We start from the raw sequence: 23052 nt of genomic DNA, 5'->3' as shown, positions 1-23052 counted from the left end.
AGACTGTGAAAGGGCAATTCGTGTCTGATGCGGACGAGTTGAAGGTCCTCAACCCCGCCACGGAAGAGGTCGTCGCCACCGTCGCCGCCGCGAGCGAACAGGACGTGGCCGCCGCCGTCGTACGGGCCGTACGCGCCCAGACCCGGTGGGCCGCCCTCGCCCCCGCCGACCGGGCCCGGCTGCTGCGCCGCTTCGCGGACGTGGTCGACGCCCACACCGAGGAACTGGCCCGGCTGGAGGTCCGCGAGGCCGGCCACACGGTCGGCAACGCCCGCTGGGAGGCCGGCAACGCCCGTGACCTGCTGCTGTACGCGGCCGGCGGCGCCGAACGCCTCCTCGGCAAGCAGATCCCGGTCCCCGGCGGCTGGAACGTCACCTTCCAGGAGCCGCTCGGCGTCATCGGCGTCATCGCCCCCTGGAACTTCCCGATGCCGATCGCCGCCTGGGGCTCCTTCCCCGCGCTCGCGGCCGGCAACGCGGTCGTCCTCAAACCCGCCGAGACCACTCCGCTGACGGCCCTGCGACTGGCCGAACTGGCTCTGGAGGCGGGCCTGCCCGAGCACGTCTTCCAGGTGCTGCCCGGCCACGGCCACACCGCCGGACGCGCCCTGGTGGACCACCCGGACGTCGCCAAGATCGTGTTCACCGGCTCCAGCCGCACCGGCCGCGAGGTCATGGAGCGCTGCGCGAGGCTCGTCAAGCCGGTCACCCTCGAACTCGGCGGCAAGAGCCCGAACATCGTCTTCGCCGACGCCGACCTCACCACCGCCCTCGACCCGTTCTCCTTCCTCGACAACTCCGGCCAGGACTGCTGCGCCCGCACCCGCATCCTCGTCCAGGAGGCGGTGCTGGAGGAGGCCCGGGAGTTCCTCGCCGACGCGCTGGCCGCCGTGGTCGTGGGCGACCCCGCCGACGAGAAGACCCAGATGGGCCCGCTGATCTCCCGTCAGCAGCTGGAGCGCGTACGGTCGTACGTCCGCGACGACGCGCCCGCCCTGCGCGGCAGCGCCCCCGACGGCCCCGGCTTCTGGTTCCCGCCCACCGTCCTCACCGGCGAACGGCACGACAGCGAGGCCGCGCGCGAGGAGATCTTCGGCCCGGTCGCCGTCCTGCTGCCCTTCACCGACGAGGCCGACGCGATCCGCCTCGCCAACGACAGCCCCTACGGACTGTCCGGCTCCCTGTGGACCCGGGACCTCGGCCGCGCCCTGCGCGTGTCCCAGGCCGTCCGCGCGGGCAACCTGTCCGTCAATTCCCACTCCAGCGTCCGCTATTGGACCCCGTTCGGCGGCTACAAGCAGTCCGGCCTCGGCCGCGAACTCGGCCCCGACGCCCTGACCGCATTCACCGAGACCAAGAACGTCTTCATCAGCACGGAGGGCCCCGCACAGTGACCGCAGAATCTGTTTGCCGCCGCCTGGTCGGCCGTACCGCCGTCGTCACCGGAGCCGGCAGCGGCATCGGCCTCGCCACCGCCCGCCGGCTCGCCTCCGAGGGCGCCCACGTCGTCTGCGCGGACGTCGACGAGGTCCGCGGCAAGGCCGTCGCCGACGAGGTGGGCGGACTCTTCGTGAAGACCGACGTCACCGACCCCGAGCAGGTCGAGGCGCTGTTCAAGACCGCGTACGACACCTACGGCAGCGTCGACGTCGCCTTCAACAACGCGGGCATCTCCCCGCCCGACGACGACTCCATCCTGGAGACCGGCCTGGAGGCCTGGAAGCGCGTCCAGGAGGTCAACCTCACCTCCGTCTACCTGTGCTGCAAGGCCGCCATCCCCTACATGCGCGAGCAGCGCAGGGGCTCCATCATCAACACCGCGTCCTTCGTGGCGAGGATGGGCGCGGCGACGTCGCAGATCTCGTACACCGCCTCCAAGGGCGGCGTCCTCGCCATGTCCCGGGAGCTCGGCGTGCAGTTCGCGCGGGAGGGGATCCGTGTGAACGCCCTCTGCCCCGGGCCGGTCAACACCCCGTTGCTGCAGGAGCTGTTCGCGAAGGACCCGGAGCGGGCGGCCCGCCGCCTCGTCCACATCCCGCTCGGCCGGTTCGCCGAGGCCGAGGAGATCGCCGCCGCCGTCGCCTTCCTGGCCAGCGACGACTCCTCCTTCGTCAACGCCACCGACTTCCTGGTGGACGGCGGCATCGCGGGCGCGTACGTCACGCCGGTGTAGTGACCGCTCGTCAGAGGAAGGTGTGCCCTTCGCCCCGGTAGGTGGGCACGGTCGCCGTGACCGTGTCCCCCTCGATCAGCTGCAGGGCCGCGAACCGCTCGCACAGCTCGCCCGCCTTGGCGTGCCGGAACCACACCTTGTCGCCGATGAGCAGATCGTCGGCGGGCGAGCCGAGCAGCGGGGTCTGCACCTCACCGGGGCCCTCCTGCGGGTCGTACACCAGCCCCTCCGGCAGATACGGCACCGGCAGCCGGTCGCGGCCCGCGGCGCCCGAGGCGGGGTAGCCGCCGCCGAGCACGGTGACGACCCCGACGCCCGGCCGCCGCACGACGGGCTGGGCGAACAGGGCGGCCGGACGGCCGGTGAACGACGTGTAGTTGTCGAAGAGCCGCGGCACGTACAGCCCCGAACCGGCCGCTATCTCGGTCACGGCGTCCTCGGCCGCGGTGTGCTGCACACTGCCCGTGCCGCCGCCGTTGACGAACTCCAGACCGGGCACGACGGCCCGTACCGCGCGTACGACCGCGGCCCGGCGCTCGGCCAGTTCCCGGCGGGCCGCCGCCTGCATCAGCCGCACGGCGCGGGACCGCAGCGGCCGTCCGGCCAGGGAGTCGCCGACCCCGGCGATGTGACCCTCGTACGCCATGATCCCCACCAGCCGGAACCCCGGCCGCCGGGCCACCGACCGGGCCAGGTCGGCGAGTTGGCCGGGGGAGCGCAGCGGAGAGCGCCGGGCGCCGATCCGCACCCGGCCGCCCAGCAGCTTCAGCGAGGTGTCCAACTCCAGGCAGACCCGGACCACTGCACGCCCCCCGTCCCGGGCGGCGTCGATGAGGTCGAGCTGGGCGACGTCGTCCACCATCACGGTGACGGCACCGGCGAGCTTGGGATCGGCGGCGAGTTCGGCGAAGCCGGTCCGGTCGGCGGAGGGATACGCCAGCAGGATGTCGTCGAACCCGGAGCGCGCGAGCCACAGCGACTCGGCCAGGGTGAACGACATGATGCCCCGGAAGCCGTCCCTGGCCAGGACCCGTTCGAGCAGGGCCCGGCAGCGAACCGACTTGCTGGCGACCCGGACCGGCTTCCCGGCGGCCCGGCGGACCAGATCCTCCGCGTTGGCGTCGAAGGCGTCCAGGTCCACGATCGCGAGGGGGGCGTCGAGATGGGCGGTGGCCCGGTCGTAACGGGCCCGGTCAGCGGCGAGCGCAGTCATGACGGAAGCCTGCCAGACAGGATTACCGCAGGGTAGGGGGACGTTCCGGGCAGATGCCCCCGGCGCGTGTACTGGTTCTCCTTCTCTCAGGGACAACCCGTAGAGTGACGCGCACGTACGGCGGAACACGCCCGGCCGTTTCACCTGAACCGGGATGCCGGTCCAGCCGTACGGGTATGCGTGCCCGGACGGAGCTGTGCGCACCGGGTGCGGCCGAGGAGTGGAACGGCCCGCGTACGCGACGACGGCCCGGGCACGAGGAAACGGGGGGTGCATGAGCACGGAAGCGCGCCGCGCCCCGGTGCCGCCACGACCGTCGACCCCGCCCGGTCACTCCTCTCCGCAGGGCCTGTCCGCTCCCGCTTCCCCGCAGGCACTGCCCGGCGCGCCGGCACCTTCCGCGCCGCCGCGGCCTTCCGCCGCGCCGAGCCCGCAGGGCGCGTTCACGTCGCCGCGGTCGTCCTCCGCGGCGAGTCCGGCCGCGCCGCCCGTCCCCTCGCACCCGCCGCGCCCGCCGGGTGCGGGAACGCCGGGAGGGGCCCCGGCTCCGCCGCGTCCGGCGGCCACGACCCGTCCGGCGGGGTCCGCCGGCGCACCCCGCCCCGCCGGCCCGGCCCGGCCGCAGACCCCGGCGCGCCCGTCGGCCGCACTCGGCCGCCCGGCCGACAGCGCTCCGGCCGACGACCCCGACGACGAGCCGTCCGTCTTCACACCGCGCGCCGGCCGGCCGTCCGGCGGTGACTTCGCGCGCGAGGAGCAGACCACCGGCGCCGGGGCGAAGCCGGTCGTGCCCGAGGGCGCCGATCCCGTGAGCCCGCCGCCACCGCCCGCCTCGGCCCGGTTCCCCGACGCGCCGCCGCGCCCGGGGCGCCAGGGCCGCCAGCGGCCCGGACAGACCGGACAGACCGGCCAGGGGTCCCGTCGGCCGGTGGCCCCCGCCGAGACCGCGTCGGAGACGACGACCCGGCTCCGCCCCGTACCCGCGTCCGAACCCACGGCACCGGGACGGGGACCCACGGCTCCGGGACCGACGGCTCCGGACCCCAAGGACCCCAAGGCCCCGGAACCCACGGCGGCGGAGACCACGACCCGGCTCCGGCCGATTCCCGCGCCGGTCCCCGGTTCCCCGAAGCCGCCGCGCGCCGGAGCCGCCTCCGCGCCCGCGCAGGCGTCCGCGTCCGCCGCAGCGGCCGGTGCGCGCCGTACCGGGGCCGGTTCCGGTACGACGGGCGGCTGGAGCCCCCTGGAGCCCGCCCACCCCGCCGGTCCGCTCCCGCCCGTCGCCGTACCTGACCCGGCGCTGTCCTGGAGCGCCGGCGCGGCCGCGCGCCCCGTCGTGTCGTTCGGGCGGCCCGAGGCCTTCAGCGAGCCGTCCCGGCTCCGGGCGGGCCGGCGCACGGCCGTCGCCGCCACCTGTCTCGTGCTCGGGCTCGGCCTCATCGGCGGTGCCGCGGCCGGGAGTTGGCTCACCGGCGACGGCGGGAGCGACACCGCCGCCGACCACTTCACCACCACCGCCGCGCTCTGGCACAACGTGCCCGTCGACCAGCTGTTCCCGACCACCGTCCAGGGCACCGGGGCCGGACCCGGCGGCGCCGACCGCACCTGGACCAGGATCGCCGTGGCCCCGGACAGCGGCTGCGCCCACGCCTTCGACCCGCTGCTCCAGAAGGTCCTCGCCCCGGTCGGCTGCCGCCGGCTGCTGCGCGCCACCTACACCGACGCCACACAGAGCTACGTCACCACCGTCGGCCTGCTCTTCACCGGCGCCGACCCCGCCGCCATGTCCGCGCTCGCCGCCCGCTTCCGCACCGAGCACCTGGACCGGCGCACCGACCTGCTGCCCCGGCCGTACGCCGCCGCGGGCACCCTCGCGGCCGGCTTCGGCGACAAGCAGCGCGCCTCCTGGACCGTCTCCGTCCTCACCTACGCCCCCGTCGTCGCCTACGCCGTCTCCGGCTGGGCCGACGGCCGTGCGGCCGACGCGCCCCAGCCCGCCGCCGACGCCGTCAGCCCCACCGCCACCACCGCACCCGCCCAGGCCGGTCTCGGCAACGAGGCCCAGGGCCTGGCCGACCGCATCGAACGCCGCCTGCGCCAGCACATCGGCACGGCCACGGAGAACCCTTCATGAGGCGCTCGACCCTCGGCACGAGTCGATCGGGAACCTCCGCGCGGCGCCCGATACGCGCCCGCCGCGCCGCGCCCCCCGCCGCGGCCGCCGTGAGCCTGCTGCTCGCCGGCGCCCTCGCCGTGCTGCCGGCCGGCGCGGCCCACGCCGACGGCATCCGCGCCCAGCAGTGGGGCCTCGACGCCCTGCACCTGGACGAGGCCTGGCAGACCACCAAGGGCAAGGGCGTCACCGTCGCCGTCCTGGACACCGGCGTCGAGGCCGACCACCCCGACCTCGTCGGCAACGTCCTGCCCGGCCAGGACATGATCGGCTTCGGCGCCAGGCAGGGCGACCGCACCTGGGCCCGGCACGGCACCGCCATGGCCGGCATCATCGCCGGGCACGGACACGGACCCGGCGATTCCGCCGGCGTCATGGGCGTCGCCCCCGAGGCGAAGATCCTGCCCGTCCGGGTGATCCTGGAGGACGGCGACCCCGCCCGCACCAAGGCCCGCACCACCCGGGGCAACGCCCTCGCCGACGGCATCCGCTGGGCCGCCGACCACGGCGCCGACGTCATCAACCTCTCCCTCGGCGACGACTCGAACTCCGCGCACCCCGAACCGAGCGAGGACGAGGCCGTGCAGTACGCCCTGAAGAAGGGCGTGGTCGTCGTCGCCTCCGCGGGCAACGGCGGCGAGAAGGGCGACCACATCTCCTACCCGGCCGCCTACCCCGGCGTCATCGTCGCGACCGCCGTCGACCGCTACGGCACCCGCGCCGCCTTCTCCACCCGCCGCTGGTACGCCGCGGTCAGCGCCCCCGGCGTGAACGTGGTCATCGCCGACCCCGACCACAAGTACTACGAGGGCTGGGGCACTTCGGCCGCCTCCGCGTTCGTCTCCGGCGCCGCGGCCCTGATCAAGGCCGCCCACCCCGATCTGGCCCCGGCCCAGATCAAGAAGCTCCTGGAGGACACCGCCGAGGACGCGCCGGTCGGCGGCCGCGACGACTCCCGCGGCTTCGGCATGATCGACCCGGCCGCCGCGCTGAAGGCGGCGGACCGGATCCAGCCCGAGAGCCTGCGCGTGACGGCCTACGGCAAGAAGTACTTCGGGGCCGGCCCGGACGCCCCCAAGGCCACCTCCTCGGCCGCCGACTGGGCGGGACCGCTGGCCGGCAGCACCGGCGGGGTGCTGCTGGTGGCGGGCGTCGTGGTCCTGTGGCTGGGGCGCAGGCGGACGGCCTGAGGGCGTCGGGGGAAAACGTCAAGTGCCCTGAATTCCGGGCCTCTTGACTCTGAGGCCGAGATCACTTGCCGGCGAACGCCGACACCGCCGCCCGCGCCGCCGCCTCGACCAGCGCGATGCCCTCCGCCCGGGTCCCGGTGCCCTTCGACAGCACCGCCACCAGATAGCCGGTGCCGTCCACCGTCACCCGTCCGATGCTGTTCACGTCCCACAGGCCGGTCGCACTGCGGGCCAGCCAACCGTTCTTCAGCGGACAGGAGTTGTCGTCGTCGGCGGCCGACACCCCCCACCGCTGGTCGGCCTCGACCGACGCCATCAGGCCCTGGACGTACGCCCGGGAGGCCGCGCTCAGCTGCCCGTCACCGCCGAACACCTGCTGGAGCAGGGTGAGTTGGTCCGCCGCCGTGGTCTGGGTCAGTCCCCACAGTTCGCCGTCGCCGCCGGAGGTGCCCGTCAGCCCGAAGCGCCGGTTGGCCGCGTCCAGGCCGTCCGCCCGGCCGATCGAGTGCCACAGCTCCGTCGCGGACGCGTTGTCGCTGTTCCCGATCATCTTCGCCGCGTACGCCCGCTCCGTCGCCGTCAGCCGTCGGCCCGCGTCCTGCGCCTGGAGCAGCAGCGCGGCCAGGATGTCGACCTTGACGATGCTCGCCGTGTCGAAGGCCGCCTCGCCGTATCCGGCGCTCTCCCCGGAGTCCACCGCCAGCACGGCCGCCGAGACCTCGGCACCCGAGGGCACGCTCACCGCCGCCATCGCCTCGCTCAGCCGTGCGTCCCGGTCCACCGCCGCCTTCGTCACCGATGCCTCCTCGCTCGCCCCGGCCGAGGAGGACGCCGGGGCCGTCGCCGCCGACGATACGGCCGCCGCCCCCGGGTGCGCCCGCGCCTTCACGTACGCCGTGCCCGCGGCCGTGACCCCGACGACGGCCACCACCGCGAGCACGGTGTGCGGCAGCGGACGGCGCCGGGACGGGCGCGCACGACGGCCATGGCGGGCTTTGGGGGACTCCATGGCGGCGATGCTCGGGGCGCGGACTGTGCGCCCCGTCGGACCGGGATGAGACGACGGTCAGCGCAACCTGGGATTCCCGTGAAAGCGGCCCCGCACCGGCCCGGCGGCGTCCCCCCGATAGGGTCGGTGACCGTGGCGAACAAGAACATTCCCGACCCCGGCTTCTCCGACGACGACGGCTCCGCCGACCCGCGGCTGAGCGCCGCGCTCGCCGCCTGGGCCGAGGACCGCAGCGCGCTCGGGCCCGTCCTGGAGGCCCTGAAGGGCGCCCGCCTGCTCGTCCCGGTCGTCGCCGTGCTCGGCGAGGTCGAGGAGGACGAGAACGGCCTGCGCCGCGAGAAGACCAGCGACATGGCCGTACCCACCCTGAAGGCCGGCGGGCGCACCGCGCTGCCCGCCTTCACCTCCACCGACTCCCTCGCCCGCTGGGACCCCGCGGCCCGCCCCGTCGCCGTACCCCTGCACCAGGCGCTCCAGGCCGCCGCGCACGAGAACGCCGACACCGTCGTGCTGGACCTCGCCGGACCGGTGCCGTTCGAGCTGACCGGGCCCGCGCTGCTCGCCCTCGCCGAGGGCCGCACCAGCACCGACCCGCTCGCCGACCCGGCCGTCCGGGAGGCCGTGCGGACGGCCGTGGCGGCGGAGCCCGCCGTGCTGCGCGCCCACCTCGGCCCCGGACAGTCCGACGGCACCCTCGCCCTCGTCCTCGACCCGGCCGCGGCACCGGCCGAGGCCGCCCGCGCGGTCGCCGGCCGTCTCGCCGCCGACGACACGCTGAGGGCCCGCCTGGTGCGCGGCCTCGACCTGGCACTGCTGCCGGCCGGGAGCACGCCTCCGGGCGAGCCCTTGTACGTAAAGGGATAGCTCAGCCGTAGACCGGGCCGGTGTACTTCTCGCCCGGGCCCTGGCCCGGCTCGTCCGGGACGACCGAGGCTTCGCGGAAGGCCAGTTGGAGCGACTTCAGGCCGTCGCGCAGCGGGGCCGCGTGGAAGGAGCTGATCTCGGTCGCGCTCGCGTCCAGCAGGCCGGCGAGACCGGTGATCAGCTTGCGGGCCTCGTCCAGGTCCTTGTACTTCTCGCCCTCCTCGCTCAGCCCGAGCTTCACGGCGGCGGCGCTCATCAGGTTGACGGCGACCGTCACGATCACCTCGACGGCGGGGACCTCGGCGATGTCCCGGGTCATCGCGTCGAAGTCGGGGTTCTCAGGAGGGGTCTCACTCATGCCCCACACGATAAGCGGTCCGTGACCGCGGGGATCATCGGGATGACGGGCTCCCGATTAGGCCTTGTCAAGCGATCCTGCTAACCTGGTGGACGACCGGCCGGACGTGCCCTGCCCCATGGCAGAGTTCCCGGCCCACAAGTGGAGGCTCCGAACTCCCACCTGACCGTCCTCCGGGACGGCGGGTCATCCGGTCAGGCGGCCACCATCGTTCCGTACGGACGATGGAGTCGCCCGAATCGCGCCCCGCGGCATCGCGGCGGTGCTCCGGTTGTGTTGTGGAGCCCCGCCTGTGATCGTCCGGGGCATTTTCTTTGCTTCGGCGCGGTTAGGTCTAACGAAAAGAGACATACGCGGCTGTCCGCCAGACAACCGTGTGGTGCTACCGAGGAGGATCCATCAGCGCCGAGCCCCGCATCAACGACCGGATTCGCGTTCCCGAGGTGCGACTTGTCGGTCCCAGTGGCGAGCAGGTGGGCATTGTCCCGCTCGCTAAGGCACTGGAGCTTGCGCAGGAGTACGACCTGGACCTGGTCGAGGTCGCGGCGAACGCCCGTCCGCCCGTGTGCAAGCTCATGGACTACGGGAAGTTCAAGTACGAGTCGGCCATGAAGGCCCGTGAGGCGCGCAAGAACCAGGCGCACACGGTCATCAAGGAGATGAAGCTCCGGCCGAAGATCGACCCGCACGACTATGACACCAAGAAGGGTCACGTCGTCCGGTTCCTCAAGCAGGGCGACAAGGTCAAGATCACGATCATGTTCCGTGGTCGCGAGCAGTCCCGGCCCGAGCTGGGCTACCGACTGCTGCAGCGCCTCGCGGAGGACGTCCAGGACCTCGGTTTCGTCGAGTCGAACCCGAAGCAGGACGGCCGCAACATGATCATGGTCCTCGGTCCGCACAAGAAGAAGACCGAGGCCATGGCCGAGGCCCGGCAGGCGCAGGAAGCCCGCAAGGCCGAGGCGAAGGCGAACCCCGGTAAGTCGCAGAACCCTGCCGAGGCTGAGGCACCTTCCGAGGAGCCCGCCGAGGCGTGATCCCGGGGGACGGCAGTCCCCAGTGGATGTAACCCAGAGAAGAGCGACGCTCCACCGTGCCCGGTTTCGCGACCGGGCACCGGAGCGCCACCGACGAGGAGATAACGGCGCTATGCCGAAGAACAAGTCGCACAGCGGTGCCAGCAAGCGCTTCAAGATCACCGGCTCCGGCAAGGTGCTGCGCGAGCGCGCCGGCAAGCGCCACCTGCTTGAGCACAAGTCCTCCCGCGTCACGCGTCGCCTCACCGGCAACGCCGAGATGGCCCCGGGCGACACCGCGAAGATCAAGAAGCTTCTCGGCAAGTGACGTGACCGGCGCTCGCCACCACTGAGCGCCGCACGTCAGGACCGGGACCCAGTCGTTTCCGGGTCGTGTGAGTACCACCACGACCCCGCTACAAGGAGTTAACAAGTGGCACGCGTCAAGCGGGCAGTCAACGCCCACAAGAAGCGCCGGGCGATCCTCGAGCAGGCCTCCGGCTACCGCGGTCAGCGTTCGCGCCTGTACCGCAAGGCCAAGGAGCAGGTCACCCACTCGCTGGTCTACAACTACAACGACCGCAAGAAGCGCAAGGGCGACTTCCGTCAGCTGTGGATCCAGCGCATCAACGCCGCTGTCCGCGCCAACGGCATGACCTACAACCGCTTCATCCAGGGTCTGAAGGCCGCGAACGTCGAGGTCGACCGCAAGATCCTGGCCGAGCTGGCCGTGAACGACGCGAACGCCTTCGCGGCGCTCGTCGAGGTCGCGCAGAAGGCGCTGCCGTCGGACGTCAACGCGCCCAAGGCCGCGTGACGCTGCGCAGGCTTTAGGCCGACGTGACTGTAGGACCCGCAAGCTGTTCAGCTTGCGGGTCCTGTTGTTGGGGTCCGCGTGTGGTTCTTTCGGCTGCGGGCCGGTGGGGGCTTGTCGCGCAGTTCCCCGCGCCCCTGGGCATGCTGCAGCCCGGCGGCGCCCCAGAGTGAGACTTTCTGAAGGTGAAGGACGGAATGCCGACCCCCGAGCTGATTTCCCCCCGGTCCGCCCGTGTGAGCGCCGCCCGGCGGTTGGCGAAGCGGAATTTTCGGGGGAAGGACCGGCTGTTTCTCGCGGAGGGGCCGCAGGCCGTCAGGGAGGCGGCCGGGCACCGGGCCGGGGGTGAGCCGACCCTCGTCGAGCTGTTCGCCACCGTCGAGGCCGCGGAGCGGTACGCCGACATTATCGGCGCCGCGCGGACCGTGGGCGCCCGGGTGCACCTCGCCTCCGAGGACGTCATCGCCGACATCTCCACCACCGTGACCCCGCAGGGGCTGGTCGGCGTGTGCCGCTTCCTGGACACGCCGTTCGAGGACATCCTCGCCGCCCGGCCGAAGCTGGTCGCCGTGCTCGCCCATGTGCGGGATCCGGGGAACGCGGGGACCGTGCTGCGCTGTGCCGACGCCGCCGGGGCCGAGGCCGTGATCCTCACCGACGCCTCCGTCGACCTGTACAACCCCAAGGCCGTACGCGCCTCCGTGGGCTCCCACTTCCATCTGCCCGTCGCCGTCGGCGTGCCCGTCGAGCAGGCCGTGCGCGGGCTGACGGACGCCGGTGTGCGCATCCTCGCCGCCGACGGCGCCGGGGACCGCGACCTCGACGAGGAGCTGGACAAGGGGACCATGGGCGGGCCGACCGCCTGGGTGTTCGGGAACGAGGCCTGGGGGCTGCCCGAGGAGACCCGCGCCCTCGCCGACGCCGTCGTCCGCGTCCCCATCCACGGAAAGGCCGAGAGCCTGAACCTCGCCACCGCCGCCGCCGTATGTCTCTACGCGTCGGCCCGTGCACAGCGCGCCTCCGGAGGGTGCCGCTCCGTCACCGAGAGCTAGTAGGGTGACGAACTCGGGGCCCTGCGCCGTCTGAGAGGTGGGGTACGGGGATGAGTGTGGCCGGCACGAGCACCGCGCCGGGGGGACCGGAGGGGCAGGACGGGCGGCGGGCAGCCGTGTCCCGGTGCGGCGATCCCGCGGGCCTCGACCCCGACCAGCTCCCCGACGGCCTCGTCATCGCCGATGAGCGCGGGCGCGTGGTCTGCTTCAACACCGCCGCCAGCCGGATCACCGCCGTACGCGCCGCCGACGCCCTCGGGCAGCCCCTGGAGAAGGCGCTGCCGTTGGAGGACCTGGAGGGGCGCCGGTGGTGGCAGCTCACCGACCCGTACGGCGGGCTGGCCATCCGGGTGCGGCAGCCGGAGCGGAATCTGCTGCTGCCCGGCGGGCGGGAGGTGCTCGTCTCCGCCCGCTACATCCGCGCCGAGCCCCTCGGGCCCGTCCGCCGCGTTCTCGTCTCGCTGCGCGACACCGAGGCCCGCCGCCGCACCGAGCGCAGCCACGCCGAGCTGATAGCGACCGTCGCCCACGAGCTGCGCTCCCCGCTGACCTCCGTGAAGGGCTTCACGGCCACCCTCCTCGCCAAGTGGGAACGCTTCACCGACGACCAGAAGCGGCTGATGCTGGAGACCGTCGACGCCGACGCCGACCGGGTCACCCGCCTCATCGCCGAGCTGCTGGACATCTCGCGGATCGACAGCGGGCGCCTGGAGGTGCGCCGGCAGCCCGTCGACATCGGGGCCGCCGTCTCCCGGCACATCCAGGCCTACGTCGCCGCCGGCCAGCCCGCCGACCGCTTCCTGCTCCGCATCGAACAGCCGCTGCCCGCCCTGTGGGCCGACCCCGACAAGGTCGACCAGGTGCTGAGCAACCTGATCGAAAATGCGGTGCGGCACGGCGAGGGAACCGTCACCATTGACGTCACGCCCTGCGCATCCCCGCGCGACGGCGAGGAAACCGGCACGTCGGTCACGGTGAGCGACGAAGGTCCCGGCATCCCGGAGGCATCCATGAACCGCGTCTTCACCCGCTTCTGGCGGGGCAGCAAGCGCGGCGGCACGGGTCTTGGGCTGTACATCGTCAAGGGCATCGTCGAGGCCCACGGCGGCACCATCACGGTCGGCCGCGCCTCCGTCGGTGGCGCCGAGTTCCGATTTACGTTGCCCGTGGCGGCCCCGGCGTATCTCGCCTGACGGCCCACGGGCTCTTCGTCCCCCTCCACCCCGTTAGACTCGGCCTTTGGCACCTTTGTGTCCTTCACACGGCCCACCAACGGTCTCGGGGACCATCCGCCAGCCAATCGGAAGCACGGGAAGAGATGTCGGCACCGAATAAGTCGTACGACCCTGTAGAGGTCGAGGCGTTGAAACCGGAAGAGATCGAGCGCATGCGGGACGAGGCGCTCGCCGCCTTCGCCGCCGCGGACTCCCTCGACGCGCTCCACGAGGCAAAGGTCGCCCACACCGGCCCGGCCTCCCCGCTGGCCCTCGCCAACCGCGAGATCGGCGCCCTGCCCCCGCACGCCAAGGCCGAGGCCGGCAAGCGCGTGGGCATGGCCCGCGGCGCCGTCAACAAGGCCCTCGCGAGCCGCCAGAGCGAGCTGGAGGCCGAGCGCGACGCCCGCGTCCTCGTGGAGGAGTCGGTCGACGTCACGCTGCCGTACGACCGCGTCCCGGCCGGCGCCCGGCACCCGCTGACCACGCTGTCCGAGCGCATCGAGGACATCTTCGTGGCCATGGGCTACGAGGTCGCCGAGGGCCCGCAGGTCGAGGCCGAGTGGTTCAACTTCGACGCCCTCAACATCGGCCCGGACCACCCGGCCCGCGGCGAGGCGGACACGTTCTTCGTGCAGGGCCGAAACGGCGGCACCGAGTCCGGCGTCGTCCTGCGCACCCACACCTCGCCCGTGCAGATCCGCTCCCTGCTGGAGCGCGAGCTGCCGGTCTACGTGATCTGTCCCGGCCGCGTCTACCGCACCGACGAGCTGGACGCCACGCACACGCCCGTCTTCCACCAGGTCGAGCTGCTCGCCGTGGACGAGGGCCTGACCATGGCCGACCTCAAGGGGACCCTGGACCACATGGTCCAGTCCCTGTTCGGCGAGGGCATGAAGACCCGGCTGCGGCCGAACTTCTTCCCCTTCACCGAGCCGAGCGCCGAGATGGACATGCTCTGCTACGTCTGCAAGGGCGAGTCCGTCGGCAACCCCGACCGGCCCTGCCGCACCTGCTCCAGCGAGGGCTGGATCGAGCTCGGCGGCTGCGGCATGGTCAACCCGCGGGTGCTCACCGCCTGCGGCGTCGACCCGGAGAAGTACAGCGGCTTCGCCTTCGGGTTCGGCATCGAGCGGATGCTGATGTTCCGCCACAACGTCGAGGACATGCGAGACATGGTCGAGGGTGACGTCCGGTTCACCCGGCCGTTCGGGATGGAGATCTGATGCGGGTCCCGCTTTCTTGGCTGCGGGAGTACGTCGACCTGCCGGCGACGGAATCCGGCCGCGACGTCCAGGAGAAGCTCGTCTCGGCCGGCCTGGAGGTCGAGACCGTCGAGCAGCTCGGCGCCGACCTCAAGGGCCCGCTGGTGGTCGGCCAGGTGCTGACGATCGAGGAGCTGGAGGGCTTCAAGAAGCCGATCCGCTTCTGCACCGTCGACGTCGGCCAGGCCAACGGCACGGGTGAGCCCCAGGAGATCGTCTGCGGCGCCCGCAACTTCGCGGTCGGCGACAAGGTCGTCGTGGTCCTGCCCGGCGCCACCCTGCCCGGCGGCTTCTCCATCGCCGCCCGCAAGACGTACGGCAAGACGTCCCACGGCATGATCTGCTCCACCGACGAGCTGGGCATGGGCGACGACGGCACCCACGGCATCATCGTGCTGCCGCCCGAGACCGAGGTCGGCAAGGACGCCATCGAGCTGCTGGAGCTGGTCGACGAGGTCCTGGACATCGCCGTCACCGCCAACCGCGGCGACTGCCTGTCCATCCGCGGCGTCGCCCGCGAGGCCGCCATCGCCTACGGCCTGCCGCTGCGCGACCCGGCCCTGATCGACGTGCCGGCCCCGAACGCCTACGGCTACCCGGTCCAGGTCACCGACCCGTTCGGCTGCGACCGCTTCACCGCGCGCACGGTCACCGGCCTGCGCCCCGAGGCCCGCTCCCCGATCTGGCTCCAGCGCCGGCTGCAGAAGGTCGGCATGCGCCCGATCTCGCTCGCCGTCGACATCACGAACTACGTGATGATGGAGCTGGGCCAGCCGCTGCACGCCTACGACCGGTCCCTGGTCCAGGGCACCATCGGCGTGCGCCGGGCCCAGGAGGGCGAGAAGCTCGTCACCCTCGACGGCGTCGAGCGCACGCTGCACGCCGAGGACCTGGTCATCACCGACGACCGCGGCCCGATCGGCCTCGCCGGTGTCATGGGCGGCGCCAACACGGAGATCGCCGACCACGAGGTCACCGAGGACGGCGTCAACGGCACCACCGACGTGGTCATCGAGGCGGCCCACTTCGACGCCGTCGCGATCGCCCGTACGTCCCGCCGCCAGAAGCTGCTGTCCGAGGCGTCCCGCCGCTTCGAGCGCGGCGTCGACCCGCAGGCCGCCGCGGCCGCCGCGCAGCGCACGGTGGACCTGCTGGTCCTGCTCGCGGGCGGCACGGCCGAGGCCGGTGTCACCGAGATCATCGCGCCCTCGGCCCCGCACACCATCACCGTCCCGGCGAACCACCCCGACAAGGTCGCGGGCGTCGACTACGGCCGCGAGAGCGTCGTACGCCGCCTCCAGCAGGTCGGCTGCGACGTGTACGGGCAGGACGAGCTGATCGTCACCGTCCCGTCCTGGCGGCCCGACCTGGTCGACCCGAACGACCTGGCCGAAGAGGTCATCCGCCTGGAGGGCTACGAGAACCTGCCCTCCACGCTCCCCAAGCTCCCCTCGCAGCGCGGTCTGACCCACCGGCAGCGACTGCACCGCCGAGCCGGCCGCGCGCTGGCCGGCGCGGGCTACGTCGAGGCGCCGAACTACCCGTTCGTCGGCGAGCAGGTCTTCGACCAGCTCGGCCTGGACTCCGACGACCCGGCCCGCCGCGTCGTCAGGCTGGTCAACCCGCTGAGCGACGAGGAGCCCGCGCTCCGTACGACGCTGCTGCCGGGCCTGCTCGGCGCGCTGCGCCGCAACGCCGGCCGGGGCAGCCACGACCTCGCCCTGTTCGAGACCGGTCTGGTCTTCCACCCGCGCGAGGAGCAGAGGGCCGCCTTCCATCTGCCCGTCGACCGGCGGCCGACCGACGAGGAGATCGCCGCGCTGAACGCCGCGCTGCCCGAGCAGCCGCGGCACGTGGCCGCCGTTCTCGCCGGTGCGCGCGAGCAGGCCGGCTGGTGGGGCAAGGGCCGTCCGGCCGACTGGGCCGACGCGGTGGAGGCGGCGCGCGCCGTCGCCCGTGAGGCCGGTGCCGAACTGACGGTCCGCAAGGGCCAGTACGGCCCGTGGCACCCCGGCCGCTGCGCCCAGCTGGTGATCGTCGTCGACGGTACGGAGCAGGTCGTGGGCCACGCGGGCGAACTGCACCCGCGTGTGCTGAAGGCCCTGGGGCTGCCGGAGCGCACCTGCGCGATGGAGCTGAACCTGGACGCCCTGGAGGCGGCCGGCGACGGTGTCCCGCAGGCGCCGGGCATCTCCACGTTCCCGGTCGCCACACAGGACGTCGCCCTGGTCGTCGACCTGCCGGTCCCGGCCGCGGAGGTCGAGGCGGCGCTGCGCGAGGGCGCGGGCGAACTGCTGGAGTCCATCCGGCTGTTCGACGTGTACGAGAACGCCGAGCAGCTCGGCGACGGCAGGAAGTCGCTGGCGTACGCGCTCCGCTTCCGGGCCGGGGACCGTACGTTGACCGTGGACGAGGCGTCCGCCGCGCGGGATGCGGCGGTTGCCCTGGCGGGTGAGCGCACCGGGGCGGTGTTGCGGGGCTAGCGCCCCTTCCGCCCCTGCATAAATGCGGGTTGGCCTGCGCAGACTCACTCATTCGGGTGGGAATCGTCGGCGATCTGGTCCTTCCGGACCATGCCCTGGACAGAATCGGACCGGCCTTTCGGGGTCGGTCCGTCTGCTTTGTCAGGGACTAATGGGGGATCCAGAGGCATGATCCGTATGAAGGCACGGGCACCCACCGCGCGGGGAGCCGTACTGCCCATGGTCTGGGGCGGTGTGGCCGTCGGCTACCGGTTCGGCTGCCCGCTCGCGCAGCAGGACGGGCTCGGTGCGCGCATCGTCACCAGCGCCGTCTTCCTCGCCGTCGGCACCGGACTCATCGTCCATGTCCGGCGCACCCTGCTGCGGGAGCTGCGGCAGGCCCGCCGGGTCGCGCGGGCGGCGCAGAGTGTCGTACTGCGTCCGCCGCCCCCGCGCCTCGACGGGCTGAACGTCGCCGCCGCCCAGTTGTCCGCCGACCGGGGCGCCTGTGTCGGCGGGGATCTGTACGAGGCGGTCGCCACCGAGCACGGGGTGCGGGTGGTGATGGGCGACGTACGAGGCCACGGACTGGCCGCCCTCGCCACCGTCGCCGCCGTCCTCGGCAGCTTCCGCGAGGCGGCCCACGACGAGCCCGAACTCGGCCGTGTACTGCGCCGGTTGGACCGCGCCCTCGCCCGCCATCTGCGCGAGCGGGCCCGCGCCGGACATCCGGTCGCGGAGGAGTTCGTCACCCTCCTGCTGCTGGAGATCGGCCGGGACGGCGACGTGCGCGCCCTGAACTGCGGCCATCCCTGGCCGTATCGGGTCAGCGGCACGAACGTCGACCAGTTGACGCGCGTCGACCCGCTGCCTCCGCTGGGCCTGTTCCCGCTGCCGGCGGAACTGGAATCGCACTCCTGCGGTCGCCTGTTCCCGGACGACTCCCTCGTCCTCTTCACGGACGGCGCGGAGGAGGCGCGGGACGCCCGGGGGCGGTTCTTCTCGCTGCCGACCGTGCTGCGGGAGGCCGTGCACGATCACCCGGTGTCCCCTCAGTCGGTGCTGCGCTCGGTCTTCACGGCTCTCCTGCACCACACGGCGGGGCGGCCGACGGACGACATCGCCCTGCTGGTCCTGCGGAACGACCGCAGGCGGGGCACGCTTGCCCGCACGGGGACGGTCGACCCGGCCAAGCCGCCGCTTTTCGAGGGGGAGCCGGTGGCTTGGCCGGGACCCCAGTCAACCGGTAGACCACGCTGAGCGACACCGCGTGTACAGCGCGGATGCATGCGTTCCGTTCACACCCCGTGTGAAACCGAACACACTACGCTGAATGGCACCAGGCCACTCGGGGGGCATCCATGCAGCCCAACACTCTGCTCGACGCGATCCTGGACGAGGCGGGGATCTCGCACGCCGGGCTCGCCGCCCACGTCAACCAGGCGGGCCGCAGACGCGGCCTCGTGCTCCGGTACGAACACACCGCCGTGGCGCGCTGGTTGAAGGGGCAGCGGCCGCGCGGACAGGTGCCCGACCTGATCTGCGAGGTGCTGGCCGGGCGGCTCCAGCGCCCGGTGACCCTCGACGACATCGGCCTCGGGGTGCCGGGCGAGCCGAGCACCCCGCACGCCGGGTCGCTGTCCGGCTTCGTGGAGCGGGCGACCGCCCTGTGGCGCTCGGACGAACAGCAGCGGCCCCATGTGCTGGGCGCCCCCGCCGTCACCGGGACCCCGGCGGTCATGCCGGTGTGGGAGTGGGAGAACCCGCCCGAGGACGTCGACGTCTCCCGGGGCGGCCGGCACCGGGTGACCACGGCCGACATCGAGATGCTGCGGGCCGCGCGGAGCCACTACGAGCAGATGTACCGCAAGGCGGGCGGCATCGCGACCCGCACCCGGATCGTCGGCTTCCTCAACGCCGAGGCGGCGCCGCTGCTGCGCGGCAGCTACACCGACGCCACGGGCCGCCAACTGCACCGGGCCACGGGCGGTCTGGTGGCCGTCACCGGGATCTGCGCGTACGACTCCGACGCGCACGGTCTCGCCCAGCGGTACTTCCATCAGGCGCTCAGGCTCGCAAAGGCCAGCGGTGACAGGGGACTTGGGGCGTATGTGATAGCCCTGCTGGTCAACCAGTCGCTGTTCATGCGGGAGTACCGGCAGGCCGTCGCCTTCGCGGAGTCGGCGCTGCGGGCCGCCGGCCGGCACATCACCCCGGCGCTCGCCTCCGACCTGTACGCGATGCAGGCCAAGGCGTACGCCCATCTCGGCGACGCCGGCAGCGCCCTGGCGTGCATCCGGCGCGCGGAGACGGCCGCCGACCGGATCCGGCGCGGGTACGAGCCCGACGAGACCGGCTATGTGCAGCCGGGGCTGGTCAACGTGCAGGTGGCCGAGGCGCTCCTCAGTCTCGGTGAACTCGCCGCCGCGCGCGAGCACGCGGTGGCGGCCGTCGACAATCCCGCCCACGACCGGGGAAGGGTGCACCGGCTCGCCATGCTCTGCACGATCGAACTGCGCCAGGGACAGGCCGACAAGGCGGTCGCCACCGCCGTGCAGATGGCCGAGCAGGCGCGCGGAATGGAGTCCCAGCGCCTGCGCGACAGACTGCGCGCGGTACGCGAGCACCTGGTGAGATGCGGCTCGGCCGGCACCGCCGAGGCCGCCGAACTCATCGACGGGGCACTGCGCGTACCGCTGTAGGCCCTCCACACGCCCTCTGTGGGTACCTCGTCCCTGCTGCGATATTGCCACTTACTCATCGAAAGGTGGCAGAACCGTGCAGTGGACGAAACAGAACGAACAAACTGTGTATGCGAATCGCTGGTTCAGCGTCAATCTCGCTGACGTCGAGCTGCCGGACGGCCGGCATCTCGACCACTTCCTGATCCGGCTGCGGCCCGTGGCCGTGGCCACGGTCGTCAACGAGGCGGGCGAGGTGCTGCTGCTGTGGCGGCACCGCTTCATCACCGACAGCTGGGGCTGGGAACTGCCCGCGGGTGTCGTCGAGGACGGCGAGGACATCGCCATAGCGGCCGCCAGAGAACTGGAGGAGGAGACCGGCTGGCGGCCGGGACCCCTGCACCACCTCATGACGGTGGAGCCGTCCAACGGCCTCTCCGACGCCCGGCACCACATCTACTGGTCCGACCGGGGCGAGTACGTCGGACATCCCGTGGACGACTTCGAGTCCGACCGGCGCGAGTGGGTGCCGCTCAAACTCGTCCCCGATCTGATCGCCCGTGGGGAGGTCCCGGCCGCCAACATGGCGGCCGCGTTACTGCTGCTGCACCACCTCAGGCTCGCCGACGGCTAGCGGGCCAGCGCCTGCCAGACGGTGACGACGAGGGCGCCCAGCGCGGTGAGCGCGGCGAGCGAGGGCAGGGGCCAGCGGGCGTGCTCCAGTGAGGCGAGCCGGGTGTTCAGGTCGTCCAGTTCCTTGGCCGTCTCCTTCGTGCGGTGGCTGAGCAGGTTCAGTCCTCCCTCGACCTGTGCGTAGGCCACGTCGAGGCGGCGACGTAACTCTGCGAGTTCTCCCTGGACCACGGGATGCTCTTGATCGGTGGCCACGGGTCCACTCCTTTGCGTAGTCGAAGATGCCGTTCCGCATCCCATTGCATGCGCATGAAGAGTGAACTCGCCTGGTGAGCGTGAGGGGAGAGTGCGCGAGGGGCATATGCGTGCCCGGTGCGCACACGGAGTGTGAAACGCGTGGGCCCGGCACCCATCCCGGTGCCGGGCCCATGCGCGTCGCAGGCAGTAATCAGCCGTAGGTGTAGAAGCCCGAGCCGGTCTTCCGGCCCAGCCGGCCCGCCTCGACCATGCGCTGGAGCAGCGGGGGAGCGGCGTACAGCGGCTCCTTGTACTCGGCGTACATGCTGTTCGCGATCGAGACGATGGTGTCCAGGCCGATCAGGTCGGACAGCCGCAGCGGGCCCATCGGGTGGGCGCAGCCCATCTCCATGCCGTTGTCGATGTCCTCGCGGCTCGCGATGCCCGACTCGAACATCCGGATCGCGGAGAGCAGATAGGGCACGAGCAGTGCGTTGACCACGAAGCCGGAGCGGTCCTGGGCCCGGATGGCGTGCTTGCCGAGCACCTTCTCGGCGAAGAGCTGGGCGCGGCTGAGCGTGCCCTCCGAGGTGGTCAGCGCCGGGATCAGCTCGACCAGCTTCTGCACCGGGGCCGGGTTGAAGAAGTGGATGCCGACCACGTGGTCCGGGCGGGAGGTGGCGACCGCCAGCTTCACCAGCGGGATCGAGGAGGTGTTGGAGGCCAGGATCGCGTCCGGGCGGGTCACCACCTGGTCGAGCACCTGGAAGATCTCCGTCTTCACCTGCTCGCTCTCCACCACGGCCTCGATCACCAGGTCGCGGTCGGCGAACTCGCCGAGGTCCGTGGTGAAGCTCAGGCGCGCCTGGGTGTCGTCCCGCTCCTGCTCGCTGATCTTGCCGCGCTCGGCCGCCTTGGCCAGGGAGTTGTACAGCCGGGTGCGGCCGATCTCCAGGGCCTCGCCCGTCGTCTCGGCGACCTTCACGTCCAGTCCGGCGCGGGCGCACACCTCGGCGATGCCCGCGCCCATCTGGCCGCAGCCCACGACTCCGACGCGTGCGATGTCTCCCGCTGGGATGCCCGTCACATCGACCCCTTCGCTGATCTACGGCACTCGCAGGACCCCCGGGTTTCGGTGCCTGCTCCGATCGTGCACGTTACCGCCAAGTATCGATGATCGATCGCGCGGGTAGGAGCATCCTGGAGCGCGGGACGGTCCGTGACGGTACGGATCCGGAGCGTACGGGGGTGTGCGGATGGGGCACGTGTCACGCCGGGCCTTCGCCCTGGCGACGCTGTCGGCCCTGGCCGCGGCGCCCGGCGCGGTGGCCCTGCCGCGCGCCGAGGGGGCCGGGCGCCGGGCGCGGGGCAGCGCCGAGATGCGCGGCGTGTGGCTCGCCACCGTCGACAACCGGGACTGGCCCTCGCGGCCCGGTCTGCCGGCCGCCGACCAGCGCAGGGAGCTGATCGCGTATCTCGACGAGGCGGCCCGGGACCGGCTCAACACCGTGATGTTCCAGGTACGGCCCACCGCCGACGCCCTGTGGCCGTCGTCGTACGAGCCCTGGTCCGCGTATCTCACCGGCACCCAGGGGCAGGATCCCGGCTGGGACCCGCTGGGCACGGCGGTGCGTGAGGCCCACGCCCGGGGTCTGGAGCTGCACGCCTGGTGCAACCCGTACCGGATCGCGCTCGACACCGACCTCGACCGGCTCGCCCCCTCGCACCCGGCCCGCAGCCACCCCGACTGGGTGGTGGCCTACGGCGGCAAGCTCTACTACAACCCCGGTCTGCCCGAGGTCCGCGCCTTCGTCCGGCGGGCGATGCTCGACGCGGTCGCGAAGTACCCGGTCGACGCCGTCCACTTCGACGACTACTTCTACCCGTATCCGGTCGCCGGGCAGCCCTTCGACGACGACGCCGCCTACGACCGCTACGGCGGCGGCTTCGGCAGCCGGGCCGAGTGGCGGCGGGACAACATCAACCGGCTGGTGCGGGAGACGGCCGCCGGCATCAGACGGCTCCGGCCCGGCACCCGCTTCGGCATCAGCCCCTTCGGGGTGTGGCGCAACGCCTCGACCGATCCCCGCGGCTCGGACACCCAGGCGGGCACGCAGACGTACGACGACCTGTACGCGGACACCCGCAGATGGGTGCGCGAGCACTGGATCGACTATGTCGTCCCGCAGATCTACTGGAACATCGGCTTCGCCGCCGCCGACTACGCGAAGCTGGTCGACTGGTGGGCGGCCGTCGCCGAGGGCTCCGGGACCCGGCTCCACATCGGCGAGGCCCTCTACAAGGCGGGCGCCGCCGGGCAGCCCCCGGCCTGGCAGGATCCCGCCGAGCTGTCCCGGCACCTCACGCTCGCCGCGCGCCACCCGCAGGTGCGCGGGCATGTGTTCTTCGCCGCCAAGGACGTGGCGGACGACCCGATCGGCGCGATGGCGCGCGTGGTCGCCGATCACTACGGGCGATCGGCGACACCACCGCGGTGAGTCACTTCTGGCGCGCGTTCTTGTGCTTGACCTGGCAGTCCGGTCCCGGCGACATGATCGCCTCGTGTCCGTCCGGGAACCGGACGCGATAGGGCGGTTCGCCCTTCTCGCCCATCACTTCGACGACTTCGGACTCCTGGTCGTGCTGGCCGACCACTCTGCCGTGCTGGACCAGCTTGTCGCCCTTGGAAGCACGCATG

The 23052-nt window shown here is 72.5% G+C and carries 22 protein-coding genes; 16 read left to right on the top strand and 6 right to left on the bottom strand.

Annotated elements, in window-relative coordinates; all coding sequences use genetic code 11:
- The first annotated feature begins 20 nt into the window (after positions 1-20).
- Entirely contained in the window at positions 21-1394 is a 1374-nt protein-coding gene (locus ACFC8N_RS20785; RefSeq protein WP_362819240.1) for an aldehyde dehydrogenase family protein, read from the top strand.
- On the top strand, positions 1391-2173 hold the full coding sequence (locus ACFC8N_RS20780; RefSeq protein WP_356022194.1) for a 3-oxoacyl-ACP reductase: 783 nt from the start codon (positions 1391-1393) through the stop codon (positions 2171-2173). The genes ACFC8N_RS20785 and ACFC8N_RS20780 overlap by 4 nt, the downstream gene beginning before the upstream one ends.
- 10 nt (positions 2174-2183) lie before the next feature.
- Here the strand turns inward: ACFC8N_RS20780 and ACFC8N_RS20775 are convergent, their stop codons facing one another.
- Complete coding sequence (locus ACFC8N_RS20775) at positions 2184-3386, bottom strand: amino acid deaminase/aldolase (protein WP_376288968.1); 1203 nt, start codon at positions 3384-3386, stop codon at positions 2184-2186.
- A 274-nt stretch (positions 3387-3660) separates the two neighbouring features.
- On the opposite strand from ACFC8N_RS20775, the gene ACFC8N_RS20770 reads away from it, so the two are divergent.
- Together ACFC8N_RS20770 and mycP are read left to right on the top strand one after the other, a co-directional pair.
- A complete protein-coding gene (locus ACFC8N_RS20770; protein ID WP_376288967.1) occupies positions 3661-5520 on the top strand; it encodes a hypothetical protein in 1860 nt (619 codons plus the stop codon).
- A complete protein-coding gene (gene mycP / locus ACFC8N_RS20765) occupies positions 5517-6749 on the top strand; it encodes a type VII secretion-associated serine protease mycosin (RefSeq protein WP_356022187.1) in 1233 nt (410 codons plus the stop codon). The genes ACFC8N_RS20770 and mycP overlap by 4 nt, the downstream gene beginning before the upstream one ends.
- A gap of 61 nt (positions 6750-6810) precedes the next feature.
- Here mycP and ACFC8N_RS20760 read toward each other — a convergent pair whose 3' ends face one another.
- Positions 6811-7758 (bottom strand): serine hydrolase, encoded by a 948-nt coding sequence (locus ACFC8N_RS20760; protein WP_376288966.1) that lies wholly within the window; start codon positions 7756-7758, stop codon positions 6811-6813.
- Between the two features lie 132 nt (positions 7759-7890).
- On the opposite strand from ACFC8N_RS20760, the gene ACFC8N_RS20755 reads away from it, so the two are divergent.
- Positions 7891-8622 (top strand): SseB family protein, encoded by a 732-nt coding sequence (locus tag ACFC8N_RS20755; protein WP_356022182.1) that lies wholly within the window; start codon positions 7891-7893, stop codon positions 8620-8622.
- A 1-nt stretch (position 8623) separates the two neighbouring features.
- On the opposite strand, the gene ACFC8N_RS20750 is transcribed toward ACFC8N_RS20755, so the two are convergent.
- A complete protein-coding gene (locus ACFC8N_RS20750) occupies positions 8624-8980 on the bottom strand; it encodes a DUF1844 domain-containing protein (RefSeq protein ID WP_071377581.1) in 357 nt (118 codons plus the stop codon).
- 374 nt (positions 8981-9354) lie between these two features.
- On the opposite strand from ACFC8N_RS20750, the gene infC reads away from it, so the two are divergent.
- From infC to ACFC8N_RS20700, 10 genes are all read left to right on the top strand, one after another.
- Complete coding sequence (gene infC, locus ACFC8N_RS20745; protein WP_030654735.1) at positions 9355-10017, top strand: translation initiation factor IF-3; 663 nt, start codon at positions 9355-9357, stop codon at positions 10015-10017.
- 112 nt (positions 10018-10129) lie between these two features.
- Positions 10130-10324, top strand: coding sequence for a 50S ribosomal protein L35 (gene rpmI / locus ACFC8N_RS20740; protein WP_071377580.1), 195 nt, complete (start codon positions 10130-10132; stop codon positions 10322-10324).
- Positions 10325-10429: 105 nt separating this feature from the next.
- On the top strand, positions 10430-10813 hold the full coding sequence (rplT, locus tag ACFC8N_RS20735; protein WP_071377579.1) for a 50S ribosomal protein L20: 384 nt from the start codon (positions 10430-10432) through the stop codon (positions 10811-10813).
- 194 nt (positions 10814-11007) lie between these two features.
- A complete protein-coding gene (locus ACFC8N_RS20730) occupies positions 11008-11862 on the top strand; it encodes a TrmH family RNA methyltransferase (RefSeq protein WP_376288965.1) in 855 nt (284 codons plus the stop codon).
- Positions 11863-11912: 50 nt separating this feature from the next.
- Positions 11913-13055, top strand: coding sequence for an ATP-binding protein (locus tag ACFC8N_RS20725; protein ID WP_356022176.1), 1143 nt, complete (start codon positions 11913-11915; stop codon positions 13053-13055).
- 125 nt (positions 13056-13180) lie between these two features.
- Positions 13181-14302, top strand: coding sequence for a phenylalanine--tRNA ligase subunit alpha (pheS, locus tag ACFC8N_RS20720; RefSeq protein ID WP_362819235.1), 1122 nt, complete (start codon positions 13181-13183; stop codon positions 14300-14302).
- Complete coding sequence (gene pheT, locus ACFC8N_RS20715; RefSeq protein WP_356022172.1) at positions 14302-16824, top strand: phenylalanine--tRNA ligase subunit beta; 2523 nt, start codon at positions 14302-14304, stop codon at positions 16822-16824. The genes pheS and pheT overlap by 1 nt, the downstream gene beginning before the upstream one ends.
- Positions 16825-16992: 168 nt before the next feature.
- A complete protein-coding gene (locus ACFC8N_RS20710; protein ID WP_356022170.1) occupies positions 16993-18063 on the top strand; it encodes a PP2C family protein-serine/threonine phosphatase in 1071 nt (356 codons plus the stop codon).
- Between the two features lie 101 nt (positions 18064-18164).
- Positions 18165-19505, top strand: a complete 1341-nt coding sequence (locus ACFC8N_RS20705) for a transcriptional regulator (protein WP_356022168.1) — start codon at positions 18165-18167, stop codon at positions 19503-19505.
- Positions 19506-19581: 76 nt separating this feature from the next.
- Positions 19582-20118, top strand: coding sequence for an NUDIX hydrolase (locus tag ACFC8N_RS20700; protein WP_079173747.1), 537 nt, complete (start codon positions 19582-19584; stop codon positions 20116-20118).
- On the opposite strand, the gene ACFC8N_RS20695 is transcribed toward ACFC8N_RS20700, so the two are convergent.
- Together ACFC8N_RS20695 and ACFC8N_RS20690 are read right to left on the bottom strand one after the other, a co-directional pair.
- Positions 20115-20372 (bottom strand): hypothetical protein, encoded by a 258-nt coding sequence (locus ACFC8N_RS20695; protein WP_356022165.1) that lies wholly within the window; start codon positions 20370-20372, stop codon positions 20115-20117. The two genes, ACFC8N_RS20700 and ACFC8N_RS20695, sit on opposite strands and share 4 nt — an antisense overlap.
- Before the next feature lie 193 nt (positions 20373-20565).
- Positions 20566-21441 (bottom strand): 3-hydroxybutyryl-CoA dehydrogenase, encoded by an 876-nt coding sequence (locus ACFC8N_RS20690; protein ID WP_356022163.1) that lies wholly within the window; start codon positions 21439-21441, stop codon positions 20566-20568.
- A 169-nt stretch (positions 21442-21610) separates the two neighbouring features.
- Between ACFC8N_RS20690 and ACFC8N_RS20685 the strand changes: the two genes are divergently transcribed.
- A complete protein-coding gene (locus ACFC8N_RS20685) occupies positions 21611-22852 on the top strand; it encodes a glycoside hydrolase family 10 protein (protein ID WP_376288964.1) in 1242 nt (413 codons plus the stop codon).
- Between the two features lies 1 nt (position 22853).
- On the opposite strand, the gene ACFC8N_RS20680 is transcribed toward ACFC8N_RS20685, so the two are convergent.
- Positions 22854-23051 (bottom strand): DUF1918 domain-containing protein, encoded by a 198-nt coding sequence (locus ACFC8N_RS20680; RefSeq protein WP_356022158.1) that lies wholly within the window; start codon positions 23049-23051, stop codon positions 22854-22856.
- Between the last annotated feature and the right edge of the window lies 1 nt (position 23052).

Origin of the sequence: Streptomyces sp. NPDC055966, from assembly GCF_042269865.1 — a bacterium.
Taxonomy (GTDB): Bacteria; Actinomycetota; Actinomycetes; order Streptomycetales; family Streptomycetaceae; genus Streptomyces.
The sequence above is the reverse complement of the archived record's forward strand: the minus strand, read 5'-3'. Positions and strand labels throughout refer to the sequence as shown.

Bases quoted from the DNA above. Each gene is read 5' to 3' on its own strand.
- ACFC8N_RS20775 (WP_376288968.1), bottom strand. From the start codon at position 3,386: ATGACTGCGCTCGCCGCTGACCGGGCCCGTTACGACCGGGCCACCGCC.
- ACFC8N_RS20770 (WP_376288967.1), top strand. From the start codon at position 3,661: ATGAGCACGGAAGCGCGCCGCGCCCCGGTGCCGCCACGACCGTCGACC.
- mycP (WP_356022187.1), top strand. From the start codon at position 5,517: ATGAGGCGCTCGACCCTCGGCACGAGTCGATCGGGAACCTCCGCGCGG.
- ACFC8N_RS20760 (WP_376288966.1), bottom strand. From the start codon at position 7,758: ATGGAGTCCCCCAAAGCCCGCCATGGCCGTCGTGCGCGCCCGTCCCGG.
- ACFC8N_RS20750 (WP_071377581.1), bottom strand. From the start codon at position 8,980: ATGAGTGAGACCCCTCCTGAGAACCCCGACTTCGACGCGATGACCCGG.
- rpmI (WP_071377580.1), top strand. From the start codon at position 10,130: ATGCCGAAGAACAAGTCGCACAGCGGTGCCAGCAAGCGCTTCAAGATC.
- ACFC8N_RS20730 (WP_376288965.1), top strand. From the start codon at position 11,008: ATGCCGACCCCCGAGCTGATTTCCCCCCGGTCCGCCCGTGTGAGCGCC.
- ACFC8N_RS20725 (WP_356022176.1), top strand. From the start codon at position 11,913: ATGAGTGTGGCCGGCACGAGCACCGCGCCGGGGGGACCGGAGGGGCAG.
- pheS (WP_362819235.1), top strand. From the start codon at position 13,181: ATGTCGGCACCGAATAAGTCGTACGACCCTGTAGAGGTCGAGGCGTTG.
- pheT (WP_356022172.1), top strand. From the start codon at position 14,302: ATGCGGGTCCCGCTTTCTTGGCTGCGGGAGTACGTCGACCTGCCGGCG.
- ACFC8N_RS20710 (WP_356022170.1), top strand. From the start codon at position 16,993: ATGATCCGTATGAAGGCACGGGCACCCACCGCGCGGGGAGCCGTACTG.
- ACFC8N_RS20705 (WP_356022168.1), top strand. From the start codon at position 18,165: ATGCAGCCCAACACTCTGCTCGACGCGATCCTGGACGAGGCGGGGATC.
- ACFC8N_RS20685 (WP_376288964.1), top strand. From the start codon at position 21,611: ATGGGGCACGTGTCACGCCGGGCCTTCGCCCTGGCGACGCTGTCGGCC.
- ACFC8N_RS20680 (WP_356022158.1), bottom strand. From the start codon at position 23,051: ATGCGTGCTTCCAAGGGCGACAAGCTGGTCCAGCACGGCAGAGTGGTC.